The sequence below is a fragment of the Chryseobacterium ginsengisoli genome (assembly GCF_039542325.1).
Lineage (GTDB): Bacteria > Bacteroidota > Bacteroidia > Flavobacteriales > Weeksellaceae > Chryseobacterium > Chryseobacterium ginsengisoli.
The window spans coordinates 336066-360604 of sequence record NZ_BAABHX010000002.1 but is presented as its reverse complement, the minus strand read 5'-3'; the positions used below and the strand labels follow the sequence as shown (position 1 = coordinate 360604).

The window sequence follows — 24539 nt, the reverse complement described above, 5'->3', positions numbered from 1 at the left end:
GTTTATGTTGTGAATATGTATGCTATTTATGATTTTTTAATAAAAATATTTTACGCATAATAAATTTTGTTAAAAAATGAACATAGTATGATTTAAAATAATCTTATATTTGTTTACACTAACAGCTAACAAAAACAAGGATGAACATTAACTTTTCAACAGCGACTTTTAAGGATTTTGAAAATATTCCTGGGTACGACATGATGGATAGAGCAGATATTTATTATGATTTTCTGGAATACATGAGAAAAAACGGACACCATCATTATAGATTGCAGAATAATACAGGATGCAGCTCTGTAATGAATGTTGGAACGGAAAATATAACAAAAGAATTCGTAAGTTTCGTTACAAGTGATTATTTAGGTTTTACGCAACACCCAAAAGTAAAACAGGCAGCAATTGAAGGTGTTGAAAAATATGGAACAGGAACGGCGGCAACCCCGCTTATTGGTGGATATTATTCATACCATAACGATTTGGAAGCAAAGATTGCTTCTTTTTTTGGTCGTACAAAGGATGAAGCTGTAATTTTTACCACGGGTTACACAGCGAATAGTGCTACACTGCAGATTTTGCTTCAGAAAGAAGATATTGCAATTGTAGATATGGCTGTTCATGCCAGTGTTTATGAAGGATGTATTCTTACAAACAGAAAAACATTCCCTCATAATAATCTGGAAGCATTGGAGCATATTTTAAAAACCTCTGAAAATCAATACCGTACGAAATTAGTCGTTATTGATGGGGTATATTCTCAAGATGGAGATACTGCACCTATTGAAGAAATTTATAAATTAGTAAAAAAATATAATGCCTATTTAATGATTGATGATGTGCATGGAGTAGGAATTTTAGGAGAAACAGGGAGAGGAACAATTGAAGATACAGGATTATTGGATAAAATTGATATTATTACAGGTACTTTCAGTAAAACATTTGGTAATCTGGGAGGATATGTAATTGCTAACAAAAGTCTGACTAATTTTATCAGATTCCAGTCTCGTCAACAGATATTCTCTGCGACTACACCTCCTTCCACTGCAACAGGAATTATTAAAGCAATTGAGTTAATAGATGAAGAGCCGCATTGGCGCGCAAAGCTTTGGGATAATATAAATTATTTCAAAAAAGGACTGAATGATCTCGGACTAGAGACAGGAACCACATGTTCAGCTGTTGTTCCGGTAAAAATTGGAGATCCCCATATTACAGGAGATGTAGGAAGAATGCTTATGGAGCATGGTGTTTATACAAACCCTATTATTTACCCTGCAGTAGCCAGAAAAGATGCGCGTATCAGGATGAGTGTAACGGCAACACACGAGAAGGAACATCTTGATAAAACACTCAATGCATTTGAGGATATCAATAAAAAGTTGCATATTGCAAAAAAATAATAACAAATGCCTAGAAAAGTTGTACAAGGCCCAATAAGGGATAAGGAAAAAACCAAACAAAAATTGCTCGGCGCAGTCGGGAGAATTTTAAGAACGAAAGGTTATTCCGGGCTGAAAGTAAGTAAAATAGCCGCAGTTGCAGGCTTTGATAAAAAATTGATCTACGAGTATTTCGGAAGTACCGAGAAACTTATAGACGAATATATCAGATCTCAGGATTACTGGAGCAAGATGAACCAGGACAATATTCATGTAGATTTTTCTGATGGTGGAAAAGAATTATCAAAAGTTGCTATTCTTAATCAGTTCGAACATATTAAGAAAAATAAGGAGCTTCAGAAGATTATCCTTTGGGGACTTTCCGAAGGTAAGCCAATTTTGAAAAAAGTTGCCGACGAAAGAGAAGAGATGGGAGAAATGCTTTTCACCAATATTGTTGATCCACATTTTGGAGACAGGTCTACAAGGTATCGTGCTATTGCTGCTCTTTTGGTTTCGGGGGCGTATTATCTTAATCTTTATACAGCATACAACGCAAGTGTATTCTGCGGTATTGATTTGAAATCCGACGAAGGAAGAAAAGAAATTGAAAAAGCGATTACCGAGATTATAGATTTCGCTTACGAAGAAAAATAATGATGAGAAAAAATTTTCCGATTGACCAAATGAGTTTTTTAATTGATAATTTAAAAGCTTTTCATTTTTAAATTAGAACTATATTTCTTATTTTTGGCCAATGGAAAATTTTATCGTATCTGCAAGAAAGTATCGTCCACAGGAGTTTGACACTGTTGTTGGGCAATCTCATATTACAGATACCTTAGAACATGCGATTGAAGAAAATCAGCTTGCTCAGGCTTTATTGTTCTGCGGACCGAGAGGTGTCGGAAAAACTACTTGTGCCAGAATTTTGGCAAGAAAGATTAATGAAAAAGATGGTTCAGTTTCGGAAGACGGTTTCGCTTACAACATTTATGAATTAGATGCTGCATCAAACAATTCGGTAGATGATATCAGAGAATTGATTGATCAGGTACGTTTTGCGCCTCAGGTTGGTAAATATAAAGTATATATCATCGATGAGGTTCACATGCTGTCTTCTGCAGCCTTCAATGCTTTCCTTAAAACACTCGAAGAGCCACCTGCTCATGCTATTTTTATTTTAGCAACGACTGAAAAGCACAAGATTATCCCGACGATTTTATCGCGTTGCCAGATTTACGATTTCAAAAGAATCGTTATTGAAGATATTCAGAGTCATCTTAGAAATATTGCTCAGAAAGAGAGTATTCGGTATGAAGATGATGCATTATACTTAATAGCTCAGAAAGCAGACGGTGCATTGAGAGACGCATTATCTATTTTCGACAGGCTTTCTACCTTCTCCCAAAAGAATATTACTTTAGCAAAAGCAGCAGAAGTATTGAATATTTTGGATTATGATCAATATTTGAAAGTAGTAGATTTAGCCAAAGAAAACAAAATTCCGGATGTACTTTTTGCTTTCAATGAAATTGTTAAAAGAGGCTTCGATCCACATATTTTTATTGCTGGATTAGGAAATCATTTCAGAGATTTAATGATGGCTCAAAATGCTTCTACAATTGATTTGATTGAAGTAGGAGAGCAGACAAAAAACAAATTTGTTCAACAGGCTCAAAACTGGAACCCACAACAGTTGATCGATGCCATTGAAATCTGTAATCACGCAGACATCAATTATAAAAATTCGAAAAATCCTCGATTGACAGTAGAGATTGCTTTAATGCAATTGAGTTCTCTGACAGCTGGTTCAGACGTTTCTAAAAAAAAAAGTTCATAATACTAGCTCCGTTTCTTGATGAAAAACTGGAAGTAAAACTTCATGAAAAACTACAAGAGAAAAAGGAAGTAAAAATTGAACAGCCTAAACAGGTTGATCCAAATAAGCCTCAAGAAGTTGAGGTCAGAAAAACTACTACAAAACCTTTATCGAGACAAGGAGTTTCTTCGGGATTCAGTATCAATGCTTTTTTAACTAAAGAAGATAAAACTGAAGAAGTAGAAGAAAAAGCTGTCGTGAAAACAGAAAGCCTTCCGCAAAATCATTTTACAGAAACAGATTTGCAGGCAGAATGGAATCTTTTATTGAAGCAACTTCAGAGAAAAGATACATTTATATTTAATGCTGTCAAATCATTTAAAATTGTAAAATCAGGGGAAAATCAAATTACAGTTTTATTTCCTTCGGATTCTGCTAAAGTGGAATTTGACAAAGTGAGCAGAGAGTTTTTCAATCATTTTAAAACAAAAGTTCACAATTTTTCTATTGAAATTATTTACAAAAGAGACATCGAAAATCTCAAAATTGAAGTAATGACCAAAAGAAAAATCTTCGAAAAATTCATCGAAAAAAATCCTTTGTTAAAGGATCTTGACGATTTAATGAGATTTGATTTAACTTAATTAAATCTTAGTCACTTAAATTTATATTGGAAAAAATAATGTGAAATTTAATACTTTCAATTTTAGGTTAAAATAATTTAACATCTTCAAAAATCAATTATTTAAATAAAATTTATATATTTGCCGAGTATTTGAGCGGAAAATTATTTTTCGACAAAGACAAATTATAACAAAAAGCCTAGAAATAGACGACCCATAGTGGAAAATTTATCAAACCCATACGTGTCTACTTTCGTACCCGCTAATAATTCTTTTAGCGGTTATTTTAGCTTTGTGTTTACTTATTTTGGAAATTTCAGAAACTATTATCGATTTAGTTATTGGTACTGTTAACTGAATTTCTTTCCAAAAAATAAACAGGATAATTGATTTCTTTCAATTCCTAATTTCCATTAATTAAAAATTTTTAACGGCATTTTTTGAAAAGAATTATAAAGTAATTTTATGATGCTTTTTTGCTATTTATCTAAATCAAAATAATAATACAATAATTAACAATAATGAATTTAAAAGAATTAAAAAACGACTGGATCAATGAGTTTTCTCAACCCATGATGATTGCAGGACCATGTAGTGCGGAAAGCGAAGCTCAGATGTTGGAAACGGCGAGAAGAATTAGGGAAACCAATGCTCAGGTGCCGATTTTCCGTGCAGGAATCTGGAAACCACGTACAAAACCTAATGGTTTTGAAGGAGTAGGAGTTATCGGTTTAAACTGGTTAAAAAAAGTAAAAGAGGAATATGGTTTCAAAACAGCGACGGAAGTTGCCAATGCACACCATGTTTTTGCAGCTTTGGAAGCTGATGTAGATATTCTTTGGATCGGAGCCCGTTCTACAGTAAATCCATTTACAGTTCAGGAAATTGCAATGGCTTTGAAAGGGACAAATAAAACTGTTTTGGTGAAAAATCCTGTAAACCCGGATCTTGCATTATGGATCGGAGCTCTGGAAAGACTTTTAGGACAGGATATTAAAAATCTAGGAGTAATTCACAGAGGTTTTTCAACATACCAAAAGACTAAATACAGAAATAATCCAAACTGGCAGATTGCTTTAGATTTTAAAAGTCAGTTCCCGAATATTCCAATGCTGATCGATCCTTCACACATTTGTGGAAACAGAACAGGTTTGGCAGATATTACTCAGGAAGCATTAAACGTTGGTTACCAAGGTGCAATCATTGAAACTCACTCTAATCCTGATGAAGCATGGAGCGATGCGTCTCAGCAAATTACACCGGAAGTTTTGGCGGAATTAATTGGTAATTTAAAAGTTAGGAATACAGATTTAGCAGGATTTGAAGGCGAAATGGGAAGACACAGAACACTGATCTCCGATATTGACTTCCAACTGATTGATTTACTGTCGCAAAGAATGAAAATTTCCGAAAAAATTGGTAAGCTTAAAAAAGAGAACGATATTGCAATTTTCCAGCCTGAACGTTGGAAAGTAATCACAGAATATGCAACCCAAAAAGCTGGTGAAACCGGAATGTCTAAAGAGTTTATCGAAAAACTTTTCAAAGCAATTCACGAAGAATCTATCGAAGTACAGAACAGTATTATGATAAACAGATAATTATTTGCAGATAATAGCGAATAGATTTTATGGCTTAAGATTTAGTAAAATACGTTAAAAAGTATGCGTTATAATTTTATCTAAATCTTAAGCCCTAATTTCTATCTCCTAATTCGCTATATTTGCATCATCTTAAAATATGAAAGGAAAAATCATTAAATCTACAGGAAGTTGGTATCAGGTTTTGGAAATGGAAACCAATAGAATTTTCGAAGCCAGAATTCGTGGGAAGTTTAAATTAATAAAAACGAGGCTTACCAATCCGCTTGCAGTAGGAGATTTTGTAGAATTTCAGCTGGAACAGGATGATGTTGCATGGATTACGAAAATAGATCCGCGCAGAAATTACCTGATCAGAAAATCTGTAAACCTTTCTAAAGAAGCACATATCATTGCATCAAATATTGATATTGCGTGCTTTATTTTCACCTTAAAACATCCTGAAACATCACTTGGTTTTCTAGACCGGTTTTTGGCATGTTGTGAAGCATATAACATTACTCCATTAATTTTATTCAACAAAATTGATGTTTTGCATGAAGAAGAGATCGAAATCGTAAAAGATGTGGAATTTCTTTACAATGAAATTGGATATGAAACCTTGGAAATTTCTTCTTACTCAAGATTAAATCTGGATCAGCTTCAAGAATTACTTCAAGACAAAACGTCAGTATTTTTCGGACATTCTGGTTGTGGAAAATCTACTTTGGTTAATGCTTTACAACCCGGATTAAATTTAAAAACTTCTGAAATTTCAGATACGCATTTAAAGGGAAAGCATACGACAACCTTTGCACAGATGCATTTCTGGGATTTTGGCGGAAATGTAATTGATACTCCCGGAGTTCGTGAATTTGCCATGATCGACATTCAAAAAGAGGAAGTGCAGCATTATTTCCCGGAAATTTTCAAAAAGAGGGAAGAATGTAAATATCATAACTGTCTTCATATCAATGAGCCAAAATGTGCTGTGCTTGATGGATTGGAAACGGGAGAAATTCAACATTCGAGATATTCCACTTACATCAAACTGATGGATGAAGCGGAAGAAAACGCTCAAAAATAATTCTATTTATATATTCAAATGAAAATCCTCAGTGAAATTTTCGCTGAGTGAAGTTTCTCTACAAAAAATATTCAGAAAAGTTAAAAAAGACCATTTTGATTTTACATTAATATTAAGTTTGATTTTAATATTAACAAATTGTCATATATGTCATTTAAATTCCTAAACGTATGTTTAATTGTTTAAAAATCTTAAGCCTTAAATTCGGGGAATATCGGGGCAATAAAAAACCCAGCCGAGGCTGGGTAAAAACTAATAACCATGAAAACTCAAATTAAACATGAGAATCGTGATAGAATAAACAATTACTGTGCCAAAGTTTTGTTCATGATTTCTTAATAAAAGTTATTTTTTTGTTAAAAAAACTTTAAAATAAAAATAATAGAATTTTTTTGTATTTTTGCGCCATTAAAAAAATATACATTTATGTCTAACATTACATTCACTATGATTAAGCCTGATGCTGTTGCAGACGGACATATCGGTGCTATATTAGGTAAAATCTCAGAAGGTGGTTTCAAGATCAAAGCTTTGAAATTGACTCAACTTACTGTTGCTGATGCAAAAAAATTCTATGAAGTACACGCTGAAAGACCATTCTATGGAGAATTGGTAGATTTCATGAGTTCTGGACCAATCGTTGCTGCTGTTCTTGAAAAAGATAATGCTGTTGAAGATTTCAGAACTTTAATCGGTGCAACTAATCCTGCAGAAGCTGCAGAAGGTACGATCAGAAAAATGTTTGCAAGAAGCATTGGAGAAAATGCTGTTCACGGTTCTGATTCTAACGAAAATGCTCTTATCGAGGCTCAATTCCATTTTTCTGGAAGAGAAATTTTCTAAGAAAAATTACTTCAAAATAAAAAAATCCGGAGAATAATTTCTTCGGATTTTTATTTTTATAATGATTATAAATTATTTTCAATCGCGCCTATTTTTTCACGATATAATTCAATCGGTTTGTCTAATAAAACAGCAATAACGGTCATATTTTTATCTAATTTTTCTTTAGGAACGTCAATATAAATGATTCCGGGAATCTGGCTCCAGTATAATTTATTGTAAATTTTATGTGAGATGATCGAACCTTCTCCAACAACTCTGATTCGGGAAATTCCGTTTTTTATTCCTTTTAAAGCAATTGGTCCGGTTGGAGTTCCTTCTACGAAAAGATATAAAGTCTGCCTGTCTTTTGAAAGTGCCGAATTTCCTGAGAAATGACCGTCCGGTAGACCTTTTTCAGTTTCAAAGAGCGCTTCAGCGTGTTTGCTGATCCATTGTTGTATTTCAGGATTTGTCTTTGACGTTTTTTGAATTTTCATGTCTAATCCGTCACTTGTTAATCCTGAATTATTGAAAATATTGTTTCCGTTATGTAATTGTTCTGCAATTTCAAAAGCTGCCAATTTGGGATTTTGATTTTCTAAAATTTGGTTTAAAGACGGATTTTCTGTTTTAATATTTTTGCTGAAGTTAATTTTTTCATTAAAATTTAATTCAACAACGGTTACGTCCTGATCAAACTTTACTTTGGGAAAATTTATCGTAAAATTTCCATTACCGTCATTTATTAAGTCAACTTTATCGTTATTATCACCTAAAATTCTGGCAGATTTCGGCATTGAAGTTAAACCAAAAATTTTTGTAAAATCTTTCGCTTCTTCAAGATAAAGAAAGAGCTTTTTCCCATCTTTTGAAAATGCAGATTTTCCTTTGTAATTTTCAAACGGCAAGCCTCTTCTTGTTCCATAGATCGCATCTGAATTTTTTGAAGTCCATCTTGCTAAATTTTTTAGTATCTCAACCTGTTGTTCAGGAATTGTTCCGTCCGATTTTGGTCCTATATCCAAGAGTAAATTTCCGCCCATATTAAGAACATCCGCTAAAGTTCTCACGATCATGTTCGGCGTTTTGTAATTGTTGTCGAATGGTTGGAATCCCCATGAATCATTCATCGTATAGCAAAGTTCCCAATATTTACTTTGTGGCTTCACAACAGGAATTCCCTGTTCCGGAGTTTCATAATCTCCGTGATTATTTAATCTTGAATTGATAATAATATTCGGATTGAATTTTCTTAAATTTTCCAAAGTTTTCGGAGCTTGCCATTCGTCGGAAGTATGTTCCCAATCACCATCGAACCACAAAAGATCAGGTTTATATTGATTGGAAAGTTCGTTCAATTGAGTTTGATAATAATTGATGAAATTTTGCCAGCGACTTGGATCGTTTTTGATTTCGTAACGTTTTTTGGTTCTAGTATTAATGTCATAATAAGGATGGCTCCAATCTGGAAGAGAAAAGTAAAGACCGGTTTTTAAGCCTGATTTTTTAAGCTCTGAAACGAAAGGAGAAAGAACGTCTTTTTTAGCCAAAGAATTCTTGGGAATTGTTGTTGCTTTTTCAGCTTTTGAATCCCAAAGAGAAATGCCGTCGTGATGTTTTGTGGTAATTACAGCATATTTTGCACCGGAATCTTTGATCAGTTTTACCCATTCATCAGGTTTATATTGTGAAGCAGAAAATCCGTTCAGTTGCTTCATATAATTCTCATGATTGATGTAATTATTAAAAAAAGACCAAGATTCTGAGATTCCGTCGACAGAATAAATTCCCCAATGGATAAAAATTCCAAGTTTGGCATCCTGAAACCATTCCATTTTTTTAACATCAGAAGTTTGATTCTGTGCAGAAATTTTTCCTGTGATTAAAATTAATCCTAAAGATAATATGCTGATAAATTTGCCTTTCACTACTTTTCCTTTTGATCACTAAAATAAGGAAAGCTGAGAATAAATTCTTACATAAAATTTAATAATTGTGTTGAATTATAATGCTTGTTAAATTTCGGTCTACAAAAGTGATTTTAATGTATTATTTTTATCAGACCACGAAATTTACATCATCAAAATAAAATATATGAAAATGGCAACAATACTTCTTATCGTCACGGCAACTCTCACTGCTTTGATAGCAGGACTTTTCTACGCTTATTCCTGTTCGGTAGTTTTAGGATTAGGAAAATTATCAGATATGGAATATTTGAAATCCATGCAGTCAATCAACAGAGAAATCTTGAATCCGTTATTTTTTATGAGCTTTATGGGAACAGTTTTTTTACTTCCGGTTTCTACTTTTATTTATCGTAGTCAAAATCCGGTTTTTCTTTTGCTGTTATTGGCGACTTTTGCTTATCTCATCGGCGTTTTTGGTGTGACGGTTGCGGGAAATGTTCCTTTAAATGATCAGCTTGATAAATTTGATATTGCAAATTCTACTTCACAGGCAATAAAAGAAATGAGAGACAAATTTGAAAACAGATGGAACTTTTTAAATAATATCCGAACTGTTTCTTCCGTAATAACCATAGTTTTAACAGTTTGTGCCTGCGTTTGGAGTAAAGTAGATTAGCTGAAAAATTAAATGGAAAATTGATTAAGTATAAATACTAATGATAAAATTCCGTGTTTTTACGGATGTTTTATATCTGATTTTATTATCATCTTTACATCAGCATTAGAACAGGAAATTTAAGCATTAAAGTCTTCAAAAACTAATAACCATTAAAGGCTCAGATTTTCAGAAAGAAGAAAGGCAACTCACTCGAGCTGCCTTTTCTCTTTGTATTTTTAATGAAATTAAATCTTTAGTAATTCGATTGTTCTTTCCGGATTTTCTGCTGAGAATACTGCGTTTCCGGCAACCAAAACATCAGCTCCGGCTTCGAAAAGTTTTCCGGCATTATCAAGGTTTACTCCTCCGTCGATTTCAATTAAAGCGGTAGAATTATTGCTTAAAATCAAATCTTTTGTTTCAGCAATTTTCTTATAAGTATTTTCAATGAATTTTTGTCCTCCAAATCCCGGATTTACACTCATTAACAATACCAAATCCACATCAGCAATAATATCTTCCAACATCAAAACCGGAGTAGAAGGATTTAAAACAACTCCTGCTTTCGCTCCTAAACTTTGAATGTGATGAATCGTTCTGTGGAGGTGGCTACAAGCTTCATAATGAACGGAAATAAGGTCTGCGCCATGATTTACAAATTCTTCAACATATTTTTCAGGCTCTACAATCATTAAATGCACATCTACAAATTTCTTTGCGTGTTGTTGTACAGTTTTCATCACAGGAAAGCCAAATGAAATGTTTGGAACAAATCTTCCGTCCATCACGTCGATATGGAACCAGTCTGCCTGGGAATTGTTCAGCATTTCAATGTCTCTTTGCAGATTCCCAAAGTCTGCAGATAAAAGGGAAGGAGCAATAAGCTTCGTTTTCATTTTTACTTATATTTAGATTTTAGAAGTTAGAAATTAAAGGTTAGAATAAAACTAACTTCTAAAATCTAATTTCTAACTTCTTTTTTAATGATATTTCAATTTCATTTCCGGTTTTATCTTCAAAATCGTTTCGTAGATGAGTTTAATTACGTTTCCGACATCTTCTTTAGAAACCATTTCCACTGTTGTATGCATGTATCGCAAAGGTAACGAAATTAGCGCACTTGGTACACCTCCGTTGGAATGTGCGAAAGCGTCTGTATCTGTTCCTGTTGCACGACTTGCTGCGGCTCTTTGATAAGGAATTTTTTTCGCTTTTGCAGTATCTATAATCAATTCTCTGATCGTGTGATGAACACTTGGAGCAAAGAAAACTACAGGTCCGTCTCCACATTTTTGATCGCCTTCTTTTTTCTTTTCAATCATCGGAGTCGTTGTATCGTGGGTAACATCTGTAACGATTGCAATATTTGGTTTAATTGTATCTGCAATCATGTCTGCACCGTATAATCCAACTTCTTCCTGAACAGAATTTGTAATATATAAACCGAAAGGAATTGTTTTTTTATTTTCTTTTAAAAGTCTTGCAACTTCAGCGATCATAAATCCTCCGATTCTGTTGTCCAGAGCTCGGCAAACGAAATAGCGGTCGTTCATTTCGAAGAATTCATCTGGATAAGTAATCATGCATCCCACATAGATTCCCATTTCTTCAACCTCTTTTTTGGTCGTTGCACCGCAGTCGATGAAGATATTTTCAATTTTTGGAGTCGGCTCATTTTGATTGGCTCTTGTATGAATTGCAGGCCATCCGAAAACACCTTTTACAATTCCGTTCTCTCCATGAATATGAACAATTTTTGATGGAGCAATGGTCTGATCTGAACCTCCGTTTCGGATTACATAGATCAAACCGTCATCTGTAATGTAATTTACGTACCATGAAATTTCATCAGCATGTGCTTCAATCACTACTTTAAATTCAGCTTCGGGATTGATTATGCCATAGCAAGTTCCGTAATGATCCACTTCAATTTTGTCAACATAAGGCGTGATATAATCCATCCAAACTTTTTGACCTTCATGCTCATAACCGGTTGGGGATGATGTGTTTAAATATTTTTCTAAAAATTTTAAAGATTTCTTTTCAAATTTCATAAAAAGGAATGATTTTTGCGGTTAAATTTCATTGTAATATGTGTAAAAATAATGAATTTTAGTAAGATTATTTGTCTTTTCCTTTTCTTTTTTGGAGTCAGTGTTTTTGGTCAGAAAGATTCTGTGATCGCAAAACCCTTGAGTCAATATCCTCAGGAATTGTTGAAAATAGACGAATTTGGAAATAAATATTTTTATGACGAAAGGCAGAAGGCGAGGATTTATGAGATAAACGGTGAAACTGTAGTTGTCATGGATGAGTTGGTTTTAATTAATAAACCAAAATTTAATAATCAATTAGATCGAAATTATTATTATTTCTTAAATAAAAAATTATACAGGGTTTATCCATTGTTTTTGACAGCTTTACAGCAGTATCGGGATATTCAGGGAGAAATGACCAATCTTGATGATAAGGCGAAAAGAAAATATATCAGAGACCGACAAAATATATTGGCAGATCAGTATGAAAAACAATTAAGAGATTTAACTACTACTGAAGGTCAGGTTTTTGCAAAATTAATGAACAGGGCAACCGGAAAAAATGTCTACGAAATTATTAAAGAGTTAAGAGGAGGATGGAGTGCTTTCTGGTGGAATGTAAAAGGTAAAATGGCAGACATTGATCTTAAAGACAGATATGATCCGCACAGAAACAGAACCGATGAGTATTTGGAATCCTTGCTTCAGTCTAATTGGAATTCAGGTTATCTGCAGCCTTATCCGGGAGCAAGTACTTTTAGAGTGTACAAATAATATTTAGATATCAAAAAAATTCCTGTAAGCTTTACAGGAATTTTTCTTTTAATTTATCGAAAACAATTTTGTCTATTGGTAAAGGAAACGGATTATCGGGCGTATCGATTTCAATCCATTCTGTTTTTTCTATGCAGGGATCAAGGATCAGAAAATCTTCTTCGTTTACAATATTAACTATATAATATATGGTAAGCAATTGTTCATTCTTTCTGAAACGCGAAACCAGAAAATCTTCCTGCGTATAAAAATGTTCTACTACATCTATTTTTACATTCAGCTCTTCATCGAATTCACGATGTAAACATTCTATTACTCCTTCACCAAATTCCAGTCCGCCACCCGGAAATTTCATTAGAGGTTCTCCCGCATATTCTTCAAATAAAGTCAGAACTTTTTTATCCTTCACTGCACAAGCATACACTCTAATGTTGATACTGTCTATCATATATAATAATTTGTATAGCTAAATTAAGAAATTTCATATAAAAGTTGAGTATCAGAATTTATAAATTAATATAGAAAATACACGGCAAGTTCAGCTAGTGATTATTCGTCTTTACTTATATAAATAATGATTTCTAACCTCTGTTATTTAAGTTCCTATAATTTAATTGCATTAATCATCTCTCTCTTTCCCGGAGGTCCCGCTTTCTTTTCTACCTTAAAATCAAGATCTTGAAGGATTCTTCTTACGCTTCCTTTTGAAGAATAAGTCGTTAATAAACCATTAACCGCCATTTTGTCTGAAACAAGTTCGAAAAGTGGTTTTTCCCAAAGATCAGGTTGTACTCTTGCTCCGAAACAATCGAAATAGACAAGGTTAATTTTAGGTAAGTCTATGTTTTTCAGGTCGAAAAAGTCGCATTCTATCTTTTTTAAATTGAATCCATTAAGAATTTCAACTGATTTTTCCCAATCTGCCTGATGAATTTTTTGATAAATATTTTTGAATTCCGGGTTATCGAAGAGCTCAAAATATGCCAAATCGTTAATTTCAGATTCATTTATGGGATATTTTTCCAGGGTAAAATAGTTGATGATATGATTTTTGTCAGTTTTTAAATATTCATTAATTGTTACCAAAACATTCAAACCTGTTCCAAAACCGAGTTCTAAAATATTAATTTCGTAATCATTTATTAGATTTAATCCATTTTTGATAAACACGTGTTCTGCTTCCTGAAGTGCTCCGTGATGAGAATGGTAGTTTTCATTTAAATCATTGATATATAATGTTTTACTACCATCGTTTGTGGTCTTAATTTCTCTTTTCAAGCTATTTTTTTACAAATTTACTCTAAAATTTTTATATTTAGAAAATTATGTTAAATTTGTAGAACATCATAAAAAATTTTAGAAATGATAATTCAAAAAACTGAAAACTCCCGAATTTCTACATTCGATCCAAACAATTTTTCATTTGGAAATACTTTTATTGATCATATGATCATTTGTGAGTATGAGGATGGAAAATGGGGTGATGTAAAATTGGTTCCTTATGGTCCTTTAGCGTTTACACCTGCGATGATGGGCGTAAATTACGGACAGGCTTGTTTTGAAGGTATGAAAGCCTACAAAGACAAAGACGGACAGGTTTTCCTTTTCAGGCCTGAAAAGAATTTTGAACGTATCAACAAGTCGGCTACACGTCTTGCAATGCCGGAAGTAACAGAAGAAATGTTTTTAGATGGATTAAAAGCATTGGTTGACATCGACAGAGACTGGATTCCTCAGGGAGAAGGTAATTCTTTATATATCAGACCTTTAATTTTCGCTACGGAAGAAGCGTTAAAAGCAAGAGTTGCCAATAAATATATGTTTGCAATCGTGGCAACACCTGCAAAAATGTATTATACAGAGCCTGTTTCTGTGAAAATTTCAGATCATTATTCCAGAGCGGCAAGTGGAGGAGTAGGTTCTGCGAAAGCTGCAGGAAATTACGCTGCATCTTTTTATCCGACTCAGTTGGCTATCGAAGAAGGGTATGAGCAAATTATCTGGACAGATGATGCTACTCACGAATATTTCGAAGAAAGCGGAACAATGAATGTTTTCGTAAGAATTAATGATACAATCTTCACGCCTCCGACTTCTGAGAAAATCCTTGACGGTGTTACAAGAGACAGCTTCATCCAATTGGCTAAAAAGAGAGGAATTGAAGTAAAAGTAGAGCCAATTAAAGTAAAAGACGTTGTAGAAGCTCAGAAAAACGGAACTTTGAAAGAAGTTTGGGGAGTAGGAACAGCAGTTGTTACAACAGTTTTCCAGGCTTTAGGATACAATGGCGATAAATTGGAGTTACCAAGATTATCAGACGAAGAAAGTTTCGCAGTTACATTGAAAAATGACTTGGTTGATCTACAGACAAACCTTTCAGAAGATCCTTTCGGATGGAGAGTTTTGGTTGATCATGTATTGGAAACGGTTTAATTTTAAACTTAAAATAATATAAAGTCGGGAATTTTCCCGGCTTTTTTTGTTTTTAATTAATTTGAAATAATTAGTATTCACGTTGTCGCCCTTAGGTTCTCGAAGGGTTTATACATTATGTTTTTTTATTATGGAAAGGGCTTCGAGAACCTCAGCCTGACAATGTGGAGAAAAATTATATGTTTAATTTGAATAATTCTCTTACTTAAAATTTTTTAATAAAGAATTTATATTTAAACTCTTTGTTTTTGTAATTGATTCCCGAAATGTGTATTTTCGCAAAAGTTTATGAAAAAAATACTCTTCATATCGGTTTTAAGTTTATTGAGCTGCAGCAAAAATGCACAGACTCATCCTCCTGTTGGCGGTGTTCTTACACAGAATGATCTTGATGTTTCAAGAAACAGGATGAAAAATCTTAACACTCAGGAAAGAACGCATATGCAGGAATGGATTAATAATCAGCCTGTAAAGTATTATCCTACTCAGCTTAATTATTGGGTGAGTACGCAAGGTTTTGATCAGAGGCAGAGAAGGCAGGATAATACCTTAATTTCTTATTCTTATGATCTTTATGACTTCGATGAAACAAAGATCTATGATGAGCCGATCGAAAGAAGAGATGCCAAATTCGGACACTTTGATGAATTGAAAGCTGTAGAAGATGCTTTGCGTTTTATCCATGATGGTGAGGAAGTTACGCTTTTGGTTCCATCTTCCCTTGCATACGGAACCTATGGCGATGAGAAGAAAATAGATAATGATATTCCTTTAATCATAAAATTAAAAGCATTATAATCAATGAAATTGTTTAACAAGAATATAATTCTGGCGGCGGCAAGTATTTCGCTGATGAGTTGTACACCAATTTATAAAAAAATGAACGTAGACAAAGAAACTTACGAAGGTCTTAATGACGGACTTTATGCGAATCTTCAAACGACAAAAGGAAATTTGATCGTAAAATTCGAGGATAAAAAGGCACCTGTAACTGTGGCTAATTTTATTGGTCTTGCAGAAGGAAAAATCGACAACAAAGCTAAAGCGAAAGGAGTTCCTTTTTATGATGGGACTATTTTTCACAGAGTGATCAAAGATTTCATGATTCAGGGAGGTGATCCTCAAGGAACAGGGATGGGAGATCCTGGATATAAATTTGAGGACGAAAGAAACGACCTTCACCACACTGGAAAAGGTATTCTTTCTATGGCGAATTCTGGACCGAATACAAATGGTTCTCAGTTCTTCATCACTGAAGTTGCTACACCTTGGTTGGACGGAAGACACACGATCTTCGGAAAAGTGGTAAAAGGTGATGATGTGATTGATGCTATTGCTAACGTAGAAAAAGGAGCTCAGGATAAACCTAAAACAGATATTGTTTTAGAAAAAGTTTCTATTTTCAGCAAAGGTGACGAGTACAAAAACTACGATCCTGCAAAAACTTTTACGGAAGGAAAAGCGAAGATTGCAGAAAATAACAAAGCGGCTCTTGCTAAAGAAGAGGCTGATAAAAAGAAAAAAGAAGAAGAGTTTAAAGCAAATCAGGAGAAAATGGTTGAAAACCTAAAAGCCGGAATGCAAAAAACTGAATCTGGTCTTTACTATAAAATTACAAAAACAACTGACGGAAAAGCTCCAAAATCGGGTGACAATGTTTCTGTACACTATGCAGGAAAATTAGTTGACGGAACAGAGTTCGATTCTTCATTCAAAAGAAATGAGCCGATCGAAATTCCTATCGGAATGGGAAGAGTAATCAAAGGTTGGGACGAAGGGATCCTTTTATTAAAAGAAGGTGAAACTGCAACGTTATTGATTCCACCTGCAATGGGTTACGGAGCAAACGGAGCAGGAGGTGTTATTCCGCCAAATGCATGGTTGGTTTTCGATGTTGAGCTTGTAAAAGTAAAATAATCGAATCTTAAAAATATTCTGAAAAGCCGTCCGAAAGGATGGCTTTTTTAACAATCACAAAAATTAATTGACCATGAAGAAAAAATACTTTTTGTTTATTCTTTTACTTGCTTCTTCTAAAGCTTTTACACAGATCAGTTTTCTGCCTTATGAAAATAAATGGACAGAATCCTGGCCAGAAGTTGTAAAGATAGGAGATGTAAATAATGACGGGCTTAATGATGTTGTCTTGGGACTTCAGGCTTATGGTTCCAGTGTGAACAATCATTCGATATTGGTGTATTTGCAGAATGTGAACGGAACACTGGCTGCACCGATCAGATATCCTTATGCAAGCGATTATAAAATTATTGGTTCTATTGATATCGGAGATCTTAATCAGGACGGGAAAAACGATATTATTGTAGGCATCAAATCTCCTTCATCTTTCTACGGAATATTTTATCAGAATGCATCCGGAACATTAGATCCTATTGTTACAACTCCAATGTCTGATACCAATGAAAGAGTGAGAATTGCAGATATGAACCGTGACGGAAGAAATGATATTATTCTTTCGAACTGGCAGAATATTCAGGTTTTGTATCAACAGAATAACCCGGGAACTTTTCAGACGGTATCTATTCCTAAACCTGCAAATGCTTATGTTTATCCGGCTCCGATGATGGAAATCGCTGATATGAATAATGATAACAGCAATGATCTTGTGATCCACATTCCGAATCTTCATAAAGTATTTACTTACTTTTCTTCAGGAAATACCATCAATCCTAATCCTGTCGTATTCGATACCGTTGAAACTTATGACGGAATGACACTTGGAGATGTAAATAATGACGGCAAAAAGGATCTTCTTTTATGCAAAGGACCGAACGGAACTTCGAAGATCAAAATATTGCATCAAATTTCGGGAAGCGCAGTGTATGCAGATCAGGGACAGATACCTGCTTACGAATTACCGGACGCCGTAAAAGTAGCAGATCTTAACAATGACGGAAAGAATGAAATTATTGCCGCTCACGGAGGTTGGAGCAAAGTAACAACGTATTCTCAAAATGCTGCAGGAAATTATGTCAACGGCTATCAGTCATTTCCCGTGGCTTATGCGACAAGCTATAACGAAGATGGAGTTGCAATAGGAGATATTAATAATGATGGCAAAAAAGATATTGTGATTGCAGATTACAATGTAGGACTGGATATTTTATATAACACAAGTGCGGTTCTTTCAACACAGGAAACAGAAAAAATATATGCTGTAACGATTTACCCAAATCCTGCGACAGATTTTATTAACGTAAAGGGAGATGCTCAATTTGAAAGATATGACATTTATGACTTATCTGGAAGGATGATAACCTCAGGAAATATGGTCGGTAACGAAATTAATGTAAAGATTTTATCAGCCGGAAAATATATTTTGGGATTACATTCTAAAAAGAATACAGAGCGTTTTATGACATCGTTTATTAAAAAATAATTTAGAATCTGTGACATTCACATTGTAATTTATAAATAATGAAAACCAAATCACTTCTGTTTCTGTTCGTTCTGTTGTCGTTTATATCTTTTGCACAGACAAAAGTAAATCCTGATGATGCAGCGATAAAAAAATCGCTTACTTACTTCGCGAATAGCATTAAAACCAAAAAGATAGATCAGGCGGTTAACTGTATCTATCCGAAATTATTTACAGTCATTCCGAAAGAACAGATGAATCAGATTCTGAATATGACCTATAATAATCCAATGATAAAACTCGAAATGAATAATTTGCGATTCGGGAATATTGAAAAACCTGAGCTTATTAACGGAGAATATTTTTCTATTGCCAATTATTTTTTTCAGTTAAAATGGGACGTGAGTTTGATGAATGATGATATTAAAAAGAAAATCAGCAGTGCGCTAATGAATAAATATGGAAAAAACAATGTAAAATATTTAGCTAATGAAGGTTTTTATATCATAAACGCCAATATGAGAGCTTGTGCTGTTTCTTCGGATAAAAAGATATGGAGATTTGTCATTCTTGAAAAGGAATATAAACCTCAGTTAGTAAAGGTTTTGCCAAAGAAAGTTCTTGATAAAATTTAGAAGTTGAATTTAGATATTGAAAGCCGTCCGTGAGGATGGCTTTTTTGTTGATTTTCCGTGAAAATACGGATAACCGTAATTTTTTCATATTCTATCTTTATAATTTTAACAATTAATTATTAAAATTATAAATTATATGTCAAAATTTAATATTTATAAAGTTCCTAAACCAAGCCAAGAAGATTTAATTGAAAAATTTGATTCTGTTGGATTGTCACAAATTAGCTCTAAACATATAAGAGGGTTTAATTTAGATTTTTTCTTATCAAGTAATCCTGAATTAATAGATATTTGGTGGACAGAATATTATTATGATTTTTTTGAAGAAAATGATATGCCTCAGAATAAAATATATTTTGGGTGCTTGGTTATTCACAATGATGAATTATGTTATGTAATAAGTTTAGGAAAAACTCATTTTTATCTTAAAGAATTTTCAGATCTGGAATTTGGAATAAACTTAGCCGAGAGAATAATTGATGTTAATAATTTAAAATTAAAAAATTCAAAGTTCTATAAGTCTAAAAGGAACAAATCTATAATTTCTTTTTCAGATAATACAAGTTTAGATTATGATAGTGGAGAGTCATTACATTTTGTAAAGGCTAAAACAATAGATCAGAATTTATGGGGAAATACAGCTAGTTTTGGACATTCCGTACAATTAAGTATAGATGTTCCAATATCCGAGCTTCCAAGACTGATAGAAAGAATTGAATCTAAGCTTAGTGAAGCTCCAATTGCAAATTTTCCAAAAGCAGAATTAATAAAGGATCAAAGTGAAAACGAAAGGCTGGATATTTTAATTTCAGAAGCAATAAGAGATTATGATTCAGATGTTGAAAATGATGAATTTAATTTATCAGGAGTTGATTTTATTTTTACGAGTAATGCTATTTTTGTTTTTAAATTAAAAGGAACTAATCTTGAAAGCGAAACCTTTATTGAACTTTCAATGGATAATTTACGAGAATTCCTAAGATTGAATCATATAGATATAGTTCAAAAACTTAATAATATACAAGTCAAGTTTATTAGAGATGAAGGAAGGAATTTCAGTAAATCATTAAAATCGATTTTACAATATGTAACTGATGATAGAGAAACCCTAATAGATGGCAAATGGTATAAATTTAATCAATCTTATGTGGATTTATTAAATGAAAAAGTTGGTAAAATTCAAGTTAATCATTTTCCGGATTTTGACTATCCTATACAAATTATTGAGGATACCTTCAATGACGATCGAGTTATTGATGGATATTTAAATTTACATACATCAATGGTTACAATAGCTGGAAGATATACTGTTGAAAATATGGATTTATATAAAGACGAGACATTGTTTTTTGTTAAAAAAGGAGGGCCAAAAGAATTAAATTATGCAATTGATCAGGCAACTAATATAATTAAGTTATTAAAAAATAATGCATCTAAAATTCAAAATAATGGAGAAGATCTAAATGTAACAACAATTAATATTTGGGGATTAGTTGAGAGAGTAACAAATGTAAATAATATTTCTCAATTTAAATCCTTAATATTTATAATGAAAATGAATGAGTTATACAGAGATGCTACAGATGCAGGTTTGTCTTTAGAATTTAATATTAATTATTTAAACCGTCCTTAAAGGACAGTTTTATAATTTCCCCATCCCCACAAAAAACCTTATTTTCGCGTAAAATAAGCAAATGAAAAAACTCCTATACTCGCTCCTCATATTCTCTACAATTACTATTTCTGCGCAGCCAAAGAGATTTTTTGAAAAAGGGAAAGTGCAGCTTCAGCATCCTGTGGAGAAAATTAATTTGAGATTTGAAAACAATCTGCCGTTTGTGAAGGTGAGTATCAATGGTAAAATGTATAATTTTCTGTTCGATTCAGGTTCGCCCACTGTGATTTCTCACGCCATCTATAACGAACTGAATCTTACCAAAAAATATAAAAGATCGGTAAAGGACTCTAACGAAAATACCCAACAGCAAATCTTTACGGAGCTTCCGGAAATGATTGTTGACCAGATTGTGTTCAAAAATATCGGAGCGATCGTTCTGGATTTTGATTCCGCGGAATTATCCTGCCTGAAAATTGACGGAATTATCGGAGCCAATCAGATGGCAAAGCTTTTTTGGAGAATTAGTTATACCGAAAATCTGTTGGAGGCAACTGAAGATCTTTCTGTTTTCAATCTGAAAGACTATTCTACGGTCATTCCTTTTGAGCCGCAACTGCAAAGCACGCCGATCGTAAAAACCCGTCTTTTCGATAAAGATATAGATTTTACTTTTGACACGGGATTTTCCGGCAGATTTGAAATGGCAGAAAAAAAATTCGATCCTAAAAATGTGAAAACTAAGATCGAAACTTTCGGGACACGATCTACGGGAGCTTTCGGAGCTGCAAAAGCCGTTGCGGGAACAATTTTTCGCGCCGATCTGCTGAATTTGGGAAATGGTATTTTTCGCAATGAGCTTATTTCTACCAGCACTTCAGACCGTTTGGGTAACGAATTCCTGATAGATTTCTCCTTTATCTTCGACTGGAAAAACAATAAGATCTATATGAAACGCATCAAAACCAATCCTCTCAAGCTGGAATCTTTTGGTTTCACATACCGTTTTATAGATAAAAAACCTGTTGTGGCTTTTCTTTTTCAGCAGGGAAATTTTCCTTTAAAAATAGGGGATTCTATTATCAGCATCAATGATATTATGCTGGATAATCTGGATCATGATTCGGCTTGTTATTATTTCATCAACAGGATAGAAAAAGACCAGAAAACCATTACGATTAAAATAAAAAGAGACGGAAAGGTTCTGGATTTTAAGATGGAGAGAAAACAATATCTGGATTGATTATTTGATAAATCAGATGAATGAATTCATTTTTAAAGATAATTTAGAAACAAATCTTAAAGTTTCTTTTGCTGATTTATTAAAGTTAGCTGAAATACAGTGTTGGAATAAATTGTCACCAAAATTTTCCTTTATATTATCCAATATCAATGAATTTGAAGGTGATCACTCTTTTGAAAGAAGAAGATCAGAAATTAAACTCAATAGTAAAAAAGAGCCACAAAGTTTAGAAACTATTATTGATATTTTGCGGAATGAATATTCAGATCTGTATGATATTAATTTGTACATTTTTAAGGTTGGTAAAAAGGAAACAATCATTGAAATTCAATATTTCAGAAAATCAAATCTCGATCCTGAATATTTTGAGAAAATAAAAGATAATCCTCCGATGTTTCATGCTAAAATAGCAAGACCGATTTATGCAGTGAATGAAATGAAGTTTGATATAAATTGGCGGTTTGGCGGTTGGAAGCACTGGTGGAAAACCTTCATATATAAACATTTATCAGGTGAAAATCACCCGAAGTAGTTATTTTTTAAGTTGAAAAAGGATGGTGATTTAGTCTCATACTAATCCCTAAAACTTAAAATCATGGCTTACGATTTCAAAATCCGTTCAGAGGTAAACACCAAAGGAAAAACCTCTTATTATGCAAAAATAACTGGTTCCGCAGATCCGGAATTTTTCGTTGCCTATAAGACAAAATATCAGGAAAGATTCGGACTTTATAATTCTTCTGTTTCTACCAACCTGGTTTACAAAGCAAGCGATTATGTTGGCGAATTTGGCTTTTGGGCATACTTTATAGAAGCTACTGCCAAAGTGGAAAGTGAAGGTTCTTTTCTTTGTCTGAATACCTATGACAGGGCTTTTTTCACTTTCGGATTCATGCAGTTTGCTACACACGTTCCTAATGGTGATTTTGTCAGATTTTTCAGAAAGCTACTGACACTGCCTAATGCGTTGGATTATTTTCCTAGGCTTCGCTTAACTAGCGGCAGAATTTTTTATAAAAGCGATGCTGGAACAACTTCACAGCTGGAAAATGATACCAGTACCGTAAAGCTGATGGAATACCTGAATCCAACGACTAACGAAGTGGAACAACAGGAACTTATCTGCTCTGCAAGATTTGTGCATTGGGCATCCAATGATGAGGAACACAGAAGAATACAGGTGGAGCATTCAATCAGTCTGTACAAAGAAAACATGAGGAGATACAGCAAAAGACTGAACCTGAATGGCTATCCTGCAAAAGTATGCTTTATGGTTTGCGATATCCTGCATCAGGGAAGAGGAACGTATGACAGGATCAGTTATGCTCTTGATACAAAAGATCATGAAGAAGCGTTTGAAAACCTGTGTACAATAGGAAATAACCATTACCAGTCAAGGATTGATGGTGTGAAAGCTCATGTAAAGAGACTTGAACAATCTGGTATTTTTAATAAGACTTATCATGCAGATACCAACGAGTTTATGTAGAGAGTAAAAAAGATTTAAAGTAATTATAAAAACAAACAGCACCAATTAAGGTGCTGTTTGTTTTATTTATTAGATAATAAACTGTTTACTTAAATAGTTATTTCAGGATAGATCCGCAATTCACTCCTACGGTTTCCATTTTCTTTCTTATTCCCATTTTTTCAGCTTTTTTCGCAAGCTCATCTTTTTCTTTTTGGGATTTTAAAGTGTTCAGTTTCTGAAATATTTTAAGTTCTTCCAGTGTTAACTTTGCACCTAGGTCTTTTGTAAGGCAGTCTGCAAATTTTTCAGCTTTTTCTTTGGGAGTTCCCTCTTTGATAATGCTTTCTGAGATGTCGCTGTGTAATGCTTTTAAAATAGAAGCTTTGGTTTCCGTTGGTTGTGTTTTTGTCTTTGTCTTAGACTGTGCCATTGCTACCTGGCTGCTGCATGCGATGATCATGCAGAATGCAAAAAATAGTTTTTTCATAGTTATTTATTTGAAGCCTAAAAGTAGGATTATTTTTTGATAATTGATAGGTGCAATTTATTTTTTTCTTTTCATTACCATTAAGTTTGTCATCCCGTAGGGATCTCAGCATCGTATTAGAAAAGTATTAGAAAAGATGTATGCCCAGATTCCTACGGAATGACAAACTTGACGGAGAATTTTTGTAATGACTCAAATAACATCGCCGAAAATCTAAGATTTTCTTGCGCCTTAAAAACGGTTTAATAAGTAACAACCTTTGCGTCTTTGCGATTTCCAACAAAATAAAAGCCTGTTTTCAAAGTTGTCATTCTGAATGAAATGTAATGGAGTGAGGAATCTATTTTTATCATTATTGTTAAGAGATTCTTCCTTCGTCAGAATGACAAAGCTACTGTCAAATATTTTTAAAGATTATTAATGTTTCAGATAACATTGCCGAAAATCTTAGATTTTCTTGCGCCTTAAAAACAGTTTAATAAGTAACAACCTTTGCGTCTTTGCGATTTCCAACAAAATAAAAGCCTGTTTTCAAAGTTGTCATTCTGAATGAAATGTAATGGAGTGAGGAATCTATTTTTATCA

General features: G+C 33.4%; 24 protein-coding genes. 18 read left to right on the top strand and 6 right to left on the bottom strand.

The window, feature by feature from the left end; genetic code table 11:
* Positions 1–140 precede the first annotated feature (140 nt).
* From ABD940_RS06735 to ABD940_RS06705, 7 genes are all read left to right on the top strand, one after another.
* Entirely contained in the window at positions 141–1400 is a 1260-nt protein-coding gene (locus tag ABD940_RS06735; protein ID WP_345201370.1) for an aminotransferase class I/II-fold pyridoxal phosphate-dependent enzyme, read from the top strand.
* 6 nt (positions 1401–1406) lie between these two features.
* Positions 1407–2036, top strand: coding sequence for a TetR/AcrR family transcriptional regulator (locus ABD940_RS06730; RefSeq protein WP_345201367.1), 630 nt, complete (start codon positions 1407–1409; stop codon positions 2034–2036).
* Between the two features lie 100 nt (positions 2037–2136).
* Complete coding sequence (dnaX, locus tag ABD940_RS06725) at positions 2137–3222, top strand: DNA polymerase III subunit gamma/tau (RefSeq protein ID WP_345201365.1); 1086 nt, start codon at positions 2137–2139, stop codon at positions 3220–3222.
* A 236-nt stretch (positions 3223–3458) separates the two neighbouring features.
* A complete protein-coding gene (locus tag ABD940_RS06720) occupies positions 3459–3845 on the top strand; it encodes a hypothetical protein (RefSeq protein ID WP_345201362.1) in 387 nt (128 codons plus the stop codon).
* Positions 3846–4345: 500 nt separating this feature from the next.
* Entirely contained in the window at positions 4346–5425 is a 1080-nt protein-coding gene (locus tag ABD940_RS06715) for a chorismate mutase (protein ID WP_345201360.1), read from the top strand.
* Between the two features lie 139 nt (positions 5426–5564).
* Complete coding sequence (gene rsgA / locus ABD940_RS06710) at positions 5565–6491, top strand: ribosome small subunit-dependent GTPase A (RefSeq protein WP_345201356.1); 927 nt, start codon at positions 5565–5567, stop codon at positions 6489–6491.
* A 426-nt stretch (positions 6492–6917) separates the two neighbouring features.
* Positions 6918–7334: a nucleoside-diphosphate kinase gene (locus tag ABD940_RS06705; RefSeq protein WP_074228878.1), complete on the top strand. Its 417-nt coding sequence runs from the start codon at positions 6918–6920 to the stop codon at positions 7332–7334.
* Positions 7335–7399: 65 nt separating this feature from the next.
* Here the strand turns inward: ABD940_RS06705 and ABD940_RS06700 are convergent, their stop codons facing one another.
* Positions 7400–9244: an alpha-L-fucosidase gene (locus ABD940_RS06700; RefSeq protein ID WP_345201347.1), complete on the bottom strand. Its 1845-nt coding sequence runs from the start codon at positions 9242–9244 to the stop codon at positions 7400–7402.
* Between the two features lie 172 nt (positions 9245–9416).
* On the opposite strand from ABD940_RS06700, the gene chrI reads away from it, so the two are divergent.
* Positions 9417–9902 (top strand): chryseobasin maturation helper ChrI, encoded by a 486-nt coding sequence (gene chrI / locus ABD940_RS06695; protein WP_345201345.1) that lies wholly within the window; start codon positions 9417–9419, stop codon positions 9900–9902.
* A 227-nt stretch (positions 9903–10129) separates the two neighbouring features.
* Here chrI and rpe read toward each other — a convergent pair whose 3' ends face one another.
* Positions 10130–10780, bottom strand: a complete 651-nt coding sequence (rpe, locus tag ABD940_RS06690; RefSeq protein WP_345201343.1) for a ribulose-phosphate 3-epimerase — start codon at positions 10778–10780, stop codon at positions 10130–10132.
* An 84-nt stretch (positions 10781–10864) separates the two neighbouring features.
* Positions 10865–11938, bottom strand: a complete 1074-nt coding sequence (gene chrP, locus ABD940_RS06685) for a chryseobasin maturation metalloprotease ChrP (RefSeq protein ID WP_345201340.1) — start codon at positions 11936–11938, stop codon at positions 10865–10867.
* Between the two features lie 51 nt (positions 11939–11989).
* On the opposite strand from chrP, the gene ABD940_RS06680 reads away from it, so the two are divergent.
* The gene (locus tag ABD940_RS06680; RefSeq protein ID WP_345201338.1) at positions 11990–12694 is read left to right on the top strand and encodes a DUF4294 domain-containing protein; all 705 of its coding nucleotides are present in this window, start codon (positions 11990–11992) and stop codon (positions 12692–12694) included.
* Positions 12695–12725: 31 nt separating this feature from the next.
* Here ABD940_RS06680 and ABD940_RS06675 read toward each other — a convergent pair whose 3' ends face one another.
* A complete protein-coding gene (locus ABD940_RS06675; RefSeq protein WP_345201336.1) occupies positions 12726–13142 on the bottom strand; it encodes an NUDIX domain-containing protein in 417 nt (138 codons plus the stop codon).
* A gap of 155 nt (positions 13143–13297) precedes the next feature.
* Positions 13298–13972 carry a tRNA (5-methylaminomethyl-2-thiouridine)(34)-methyltransferase MnmC2 gene (gene mnmC2, locus ABD940_RS06670; protein WP_345201334.1) on the bottom strand — a complete coding sequence of 225 codons (675 nt, stop codon included), beginning with the start codon at positions 13970–13972 and terminating at the stop codon, positions 13298–13300.
* Positions 13973–14056: 84 nt separating this feature from the next.
* Here mnmC2 and ABD940_RS06665 point away from each other — a divergent pair, with 84 nt between their 5' ends.
* The 9 genes from ABD940_RS06665 (at position 14057) to ABD940_RS06625 (ending at position 23485) form a co-directional block, all read left to right on the top strand.
* The gene (locus ABD940_RS06665) at positions 14057–15127 is read left to right on the top strand and encodes a branched-chain amino acid aminotransferase (RefSeq protein WP_345201332.1); all 1071 of its coding nucleotides are present in this window, start codon (positions 14057–14059) and stop codon (positions 15125–15127) included.
* 288 nt (positions 15128–15415) lie between these two features.
* Positions 15416–15925: an FKBP-type peptidyl-prolyl cis-trans isomerase gene (locus tag ABD940_RS06660; RefSeq protein WP_345201329.1), complete on the top strand. Its 510-nt coding sequence runs from the start codon at positions 15416–15418 to the stop codon at positions 15923–15925.
* A gap of 54 nt (positions 15926–15979) precedes the next feature.
* The gene (locus ABD940_RS06655) at positions 15980–17044 is read left to right on the top strand and encodes a peptidylprolyl isomerase (protein WP_425550358.1); all 1065 of its coding nucleotides are present in this window, start codon (positions 15980–15982) and stop codon (positions 17042–17044) included.
* Between the two features lie 73 nt (positions 17045–17117).
* Entirely contained in the window at positions 17118–18524 is a 1407-nt protein-coding gene (locus ABD940_RS06650; RefSeq protein WP_345201327.1) for an FG-GAP-like repeat-containing protein, read from the top strand.
* 38 nt (positions 18525–18562) lie between these two features.
* The gene (locus ABD940_RS06645) at positions 18563–19138 is read left to right on the top strand and encodes a hypothetical protein (protein ID WP_345201325.1); all 576 of its coding nucleotides are present in this window, start codon (positions 18563–18565) and stop codon (positions 19136–19138) included.
* Positions 19139–19274: 136 nt separating this feature from the next.
* On the top strand, positions 19275–20771 hold the full coding sequence (locus tag ABD940_RS06640; RefSeq protein WP_345201321.1) for a DUF6119 family protein: 1497 nt from the start codon (positions 19275–19277) through the stop codon (positions 20769–20771).
* A gap of 61 nt (positions 20772–20832) precedes the next feature.
* The gene (locus ABD940_RS06635; RefSeq protein WP_345201318.1) at positions 20833–21996 is read left to right on the top strand and encodes an aspartyl protease family protein; all 1164 of its coding nucleotides are present in this window, start codon (positions 20833–20835) and stop codon (positions 21994–21996) included.
* A 16-nt stretch (positions 21997–22012) separates the two neighbouring features.
* Positions 22013–22528 (top strand): hypothetical protein, encoded by a 516-nt coding sequence (locus tag ABD940_RS06630; protein WP_345201315.1) that lies wholly within the window; start codon positions 22013–22015, stop codon positions 22526–22528.
* Positions 22529–22591: 63 nt separating this feature from the next.
* Positions 22592–23485 carry a hypothetical protein gene (locus ABD940_RS06625; protein ID WP_345201313.1) on the top strand — a complete coding sequence of 298 codons (894 nt, stop codon included), beginning with the start codon at positions 22592–22594 and terminating at the stop codon, positions 23483–23485.
* Between the two features lie 97 nt (positions 23486–23582).
* Here ABD940_RS06625 and ABD940_RS06620 read toward each other — a convergent pair whose 3' ends face one another.
* Complete coding sequence (locus ABD940_RS06620; protein ID WP_345201310.1) at positions 23583–23954, bottom strand: hypothetical protein; 372 nt, start codon at positions 23952–23954, stop codon at positions 23583–23585.
* Positions 23955–24539: the final 585 nt, after the last annotated feature.

Excerpts from the sequence above, each read along its gene's own strand:
- ABD940_RS06735 (WP_345201370.1), top strand. The coding sequence starts at position 141 with ATGAACATTAACTTTTCAACAGCGACTTTTAAGGATTTTGAAAATATT.
- ABD940_RS06730 (WP_345201367.1), top strand. The coding sequence starts at position 1,407 with ATGCCTAGAAAAGTTGTACAAGGCCCAATAAGGGATAAGGAAAAAACC.
- dnaX (WP_345201365.1), top strand. The coding sequence starts at position 2,137 with ATGGAAAATTTTATCGTATCTGCAAGAAAGTATCGTCCACAGGAGTTT.
- ABD940_RS06715 (WP_345201360.1), top strand. The coding sequence starts at position 4,346 with ATGAATTTAAAAGAATTAAAAAACGACTGGATCAATGAGTTTTCTCAA.
- rsgA (WP_345201356.1), top strand. The coding sequence starts at position 5,565 with ATGAAAGGAAAAATCATTAAATCTACAGGAAGTTGGTATCAGGTTTTG.
- ABD940_RS06705 (WP_074228878.1), top strand. The coding sequence starts at position 6,918 with ATGTCTAACATTACATTCACTATGATTAAGCCTGATGCTGTTGCAGAC.
- chrI (WP_345201345.1), top strand. The coding sequence starts at position 9,417 with ATGGCAACAATACTTCTTATCGTCACGGCAACTCTCACTGCTTTGATA.
- rpe (WP_345201343.1), bottom strand. The coding sequence starts at position 10,780 with ATGAAAACGAAGCTTATTGCTCCTTCCCTTTTATCTGCAGACTTTGGG.
- chrP (WP_345201340.1), bottom strand. The coding sequence starts at position 11,938 with ATGAAATTTGAAAAGAAATCTTTAAAATTTTTAGAAAAATATTTAAAC.
- ABD940_RS06680 (WP_345201338.1), top strand. The coding sequence starts at position 11,990 with ATGAATTTTAGTAAGATTATTTGTCTTTTCCTTTTCTTTTTTGGAGTC.
- ABD940_RS06675 (WP_345201336.1), bottom strand. The coding sequence starts at position 13,142 with ATGATAGACAGTATCAACATTAGAGTGTATGCTTGTGCAGTGAAGGAT.
- ABD940_RS06665 (WP_345201332.1), top strand. The coding sequence starts at position 14,057 with ATGATAATTCAAAAAACTGAAAACTCCCGAATTTCTACATTCGATCCA.
- ABD940_RS06660 (WP_345201329.1), top strand. The coding sequence starts at position 15,416 with ATGAAAAAAATACTCTTCATATCGGTTTTAAGTTTATTGAGCTGCAGC.
- ABD940_RS06655 (WP_425550358.1), top strand. The coding sequence starts at position 15,980 with ATGAGTTGTACACCAATTTATAAAAAAATGAACGTAGACAAAGAAACT.
- ABD940_RS06650 (WP_345201327.1), top strand. The coding sequence starts at position 17,118 with ATGAAGAAAAAATACTTTTTGTTTATTCTTTTACTTGCTTCTTCTAAA.
- ABD940_RS06645 (WP_345201325.1), top strand. The coding sequence starts at position 18,563 with ATGAAAACCAAATCACTTCTGTTTCTGTTCGTTCTGTTGTCGTTTATA.
- ABD940_RS06640 (WP_345201321.1), top strand. The coding sequence starts at position 19,275 with ATGTCAAAATTTAATATTTATAAAGTTCCTAAACCAAGCCAAGAAGAT.
- ABD940_RS06635 (WP_345201318.1), top strand. The coding sequence starts at position 20,833 with ATGAAAAAACTCCTATACTCGCTCCTCATATTCTCTACAATTACTATT.
- ABD940_RS06630 (WP_345201315.1), top strand. The coding sequence starts at position 22,013 with ATGAATGAATTCATTTTTAAAGATAATTTAGAAACAAATCTTAAAGTT.
- ABD940_RS06625 (WP_345201313.1), top strand. The coding sequence starts at position 22,592 with ATGGCTTACGATTTCAAAATCCGTTCAGAGGTAAACACCAAAGGAAAA.
- ABD940_RS06620 (WP_345201310.1), bottom strand. The coding sequence starts at position 23,954 with ATGAAAAAACTATTTTTTGCATTCTGCATGATCATCGCATGCAGCAGC.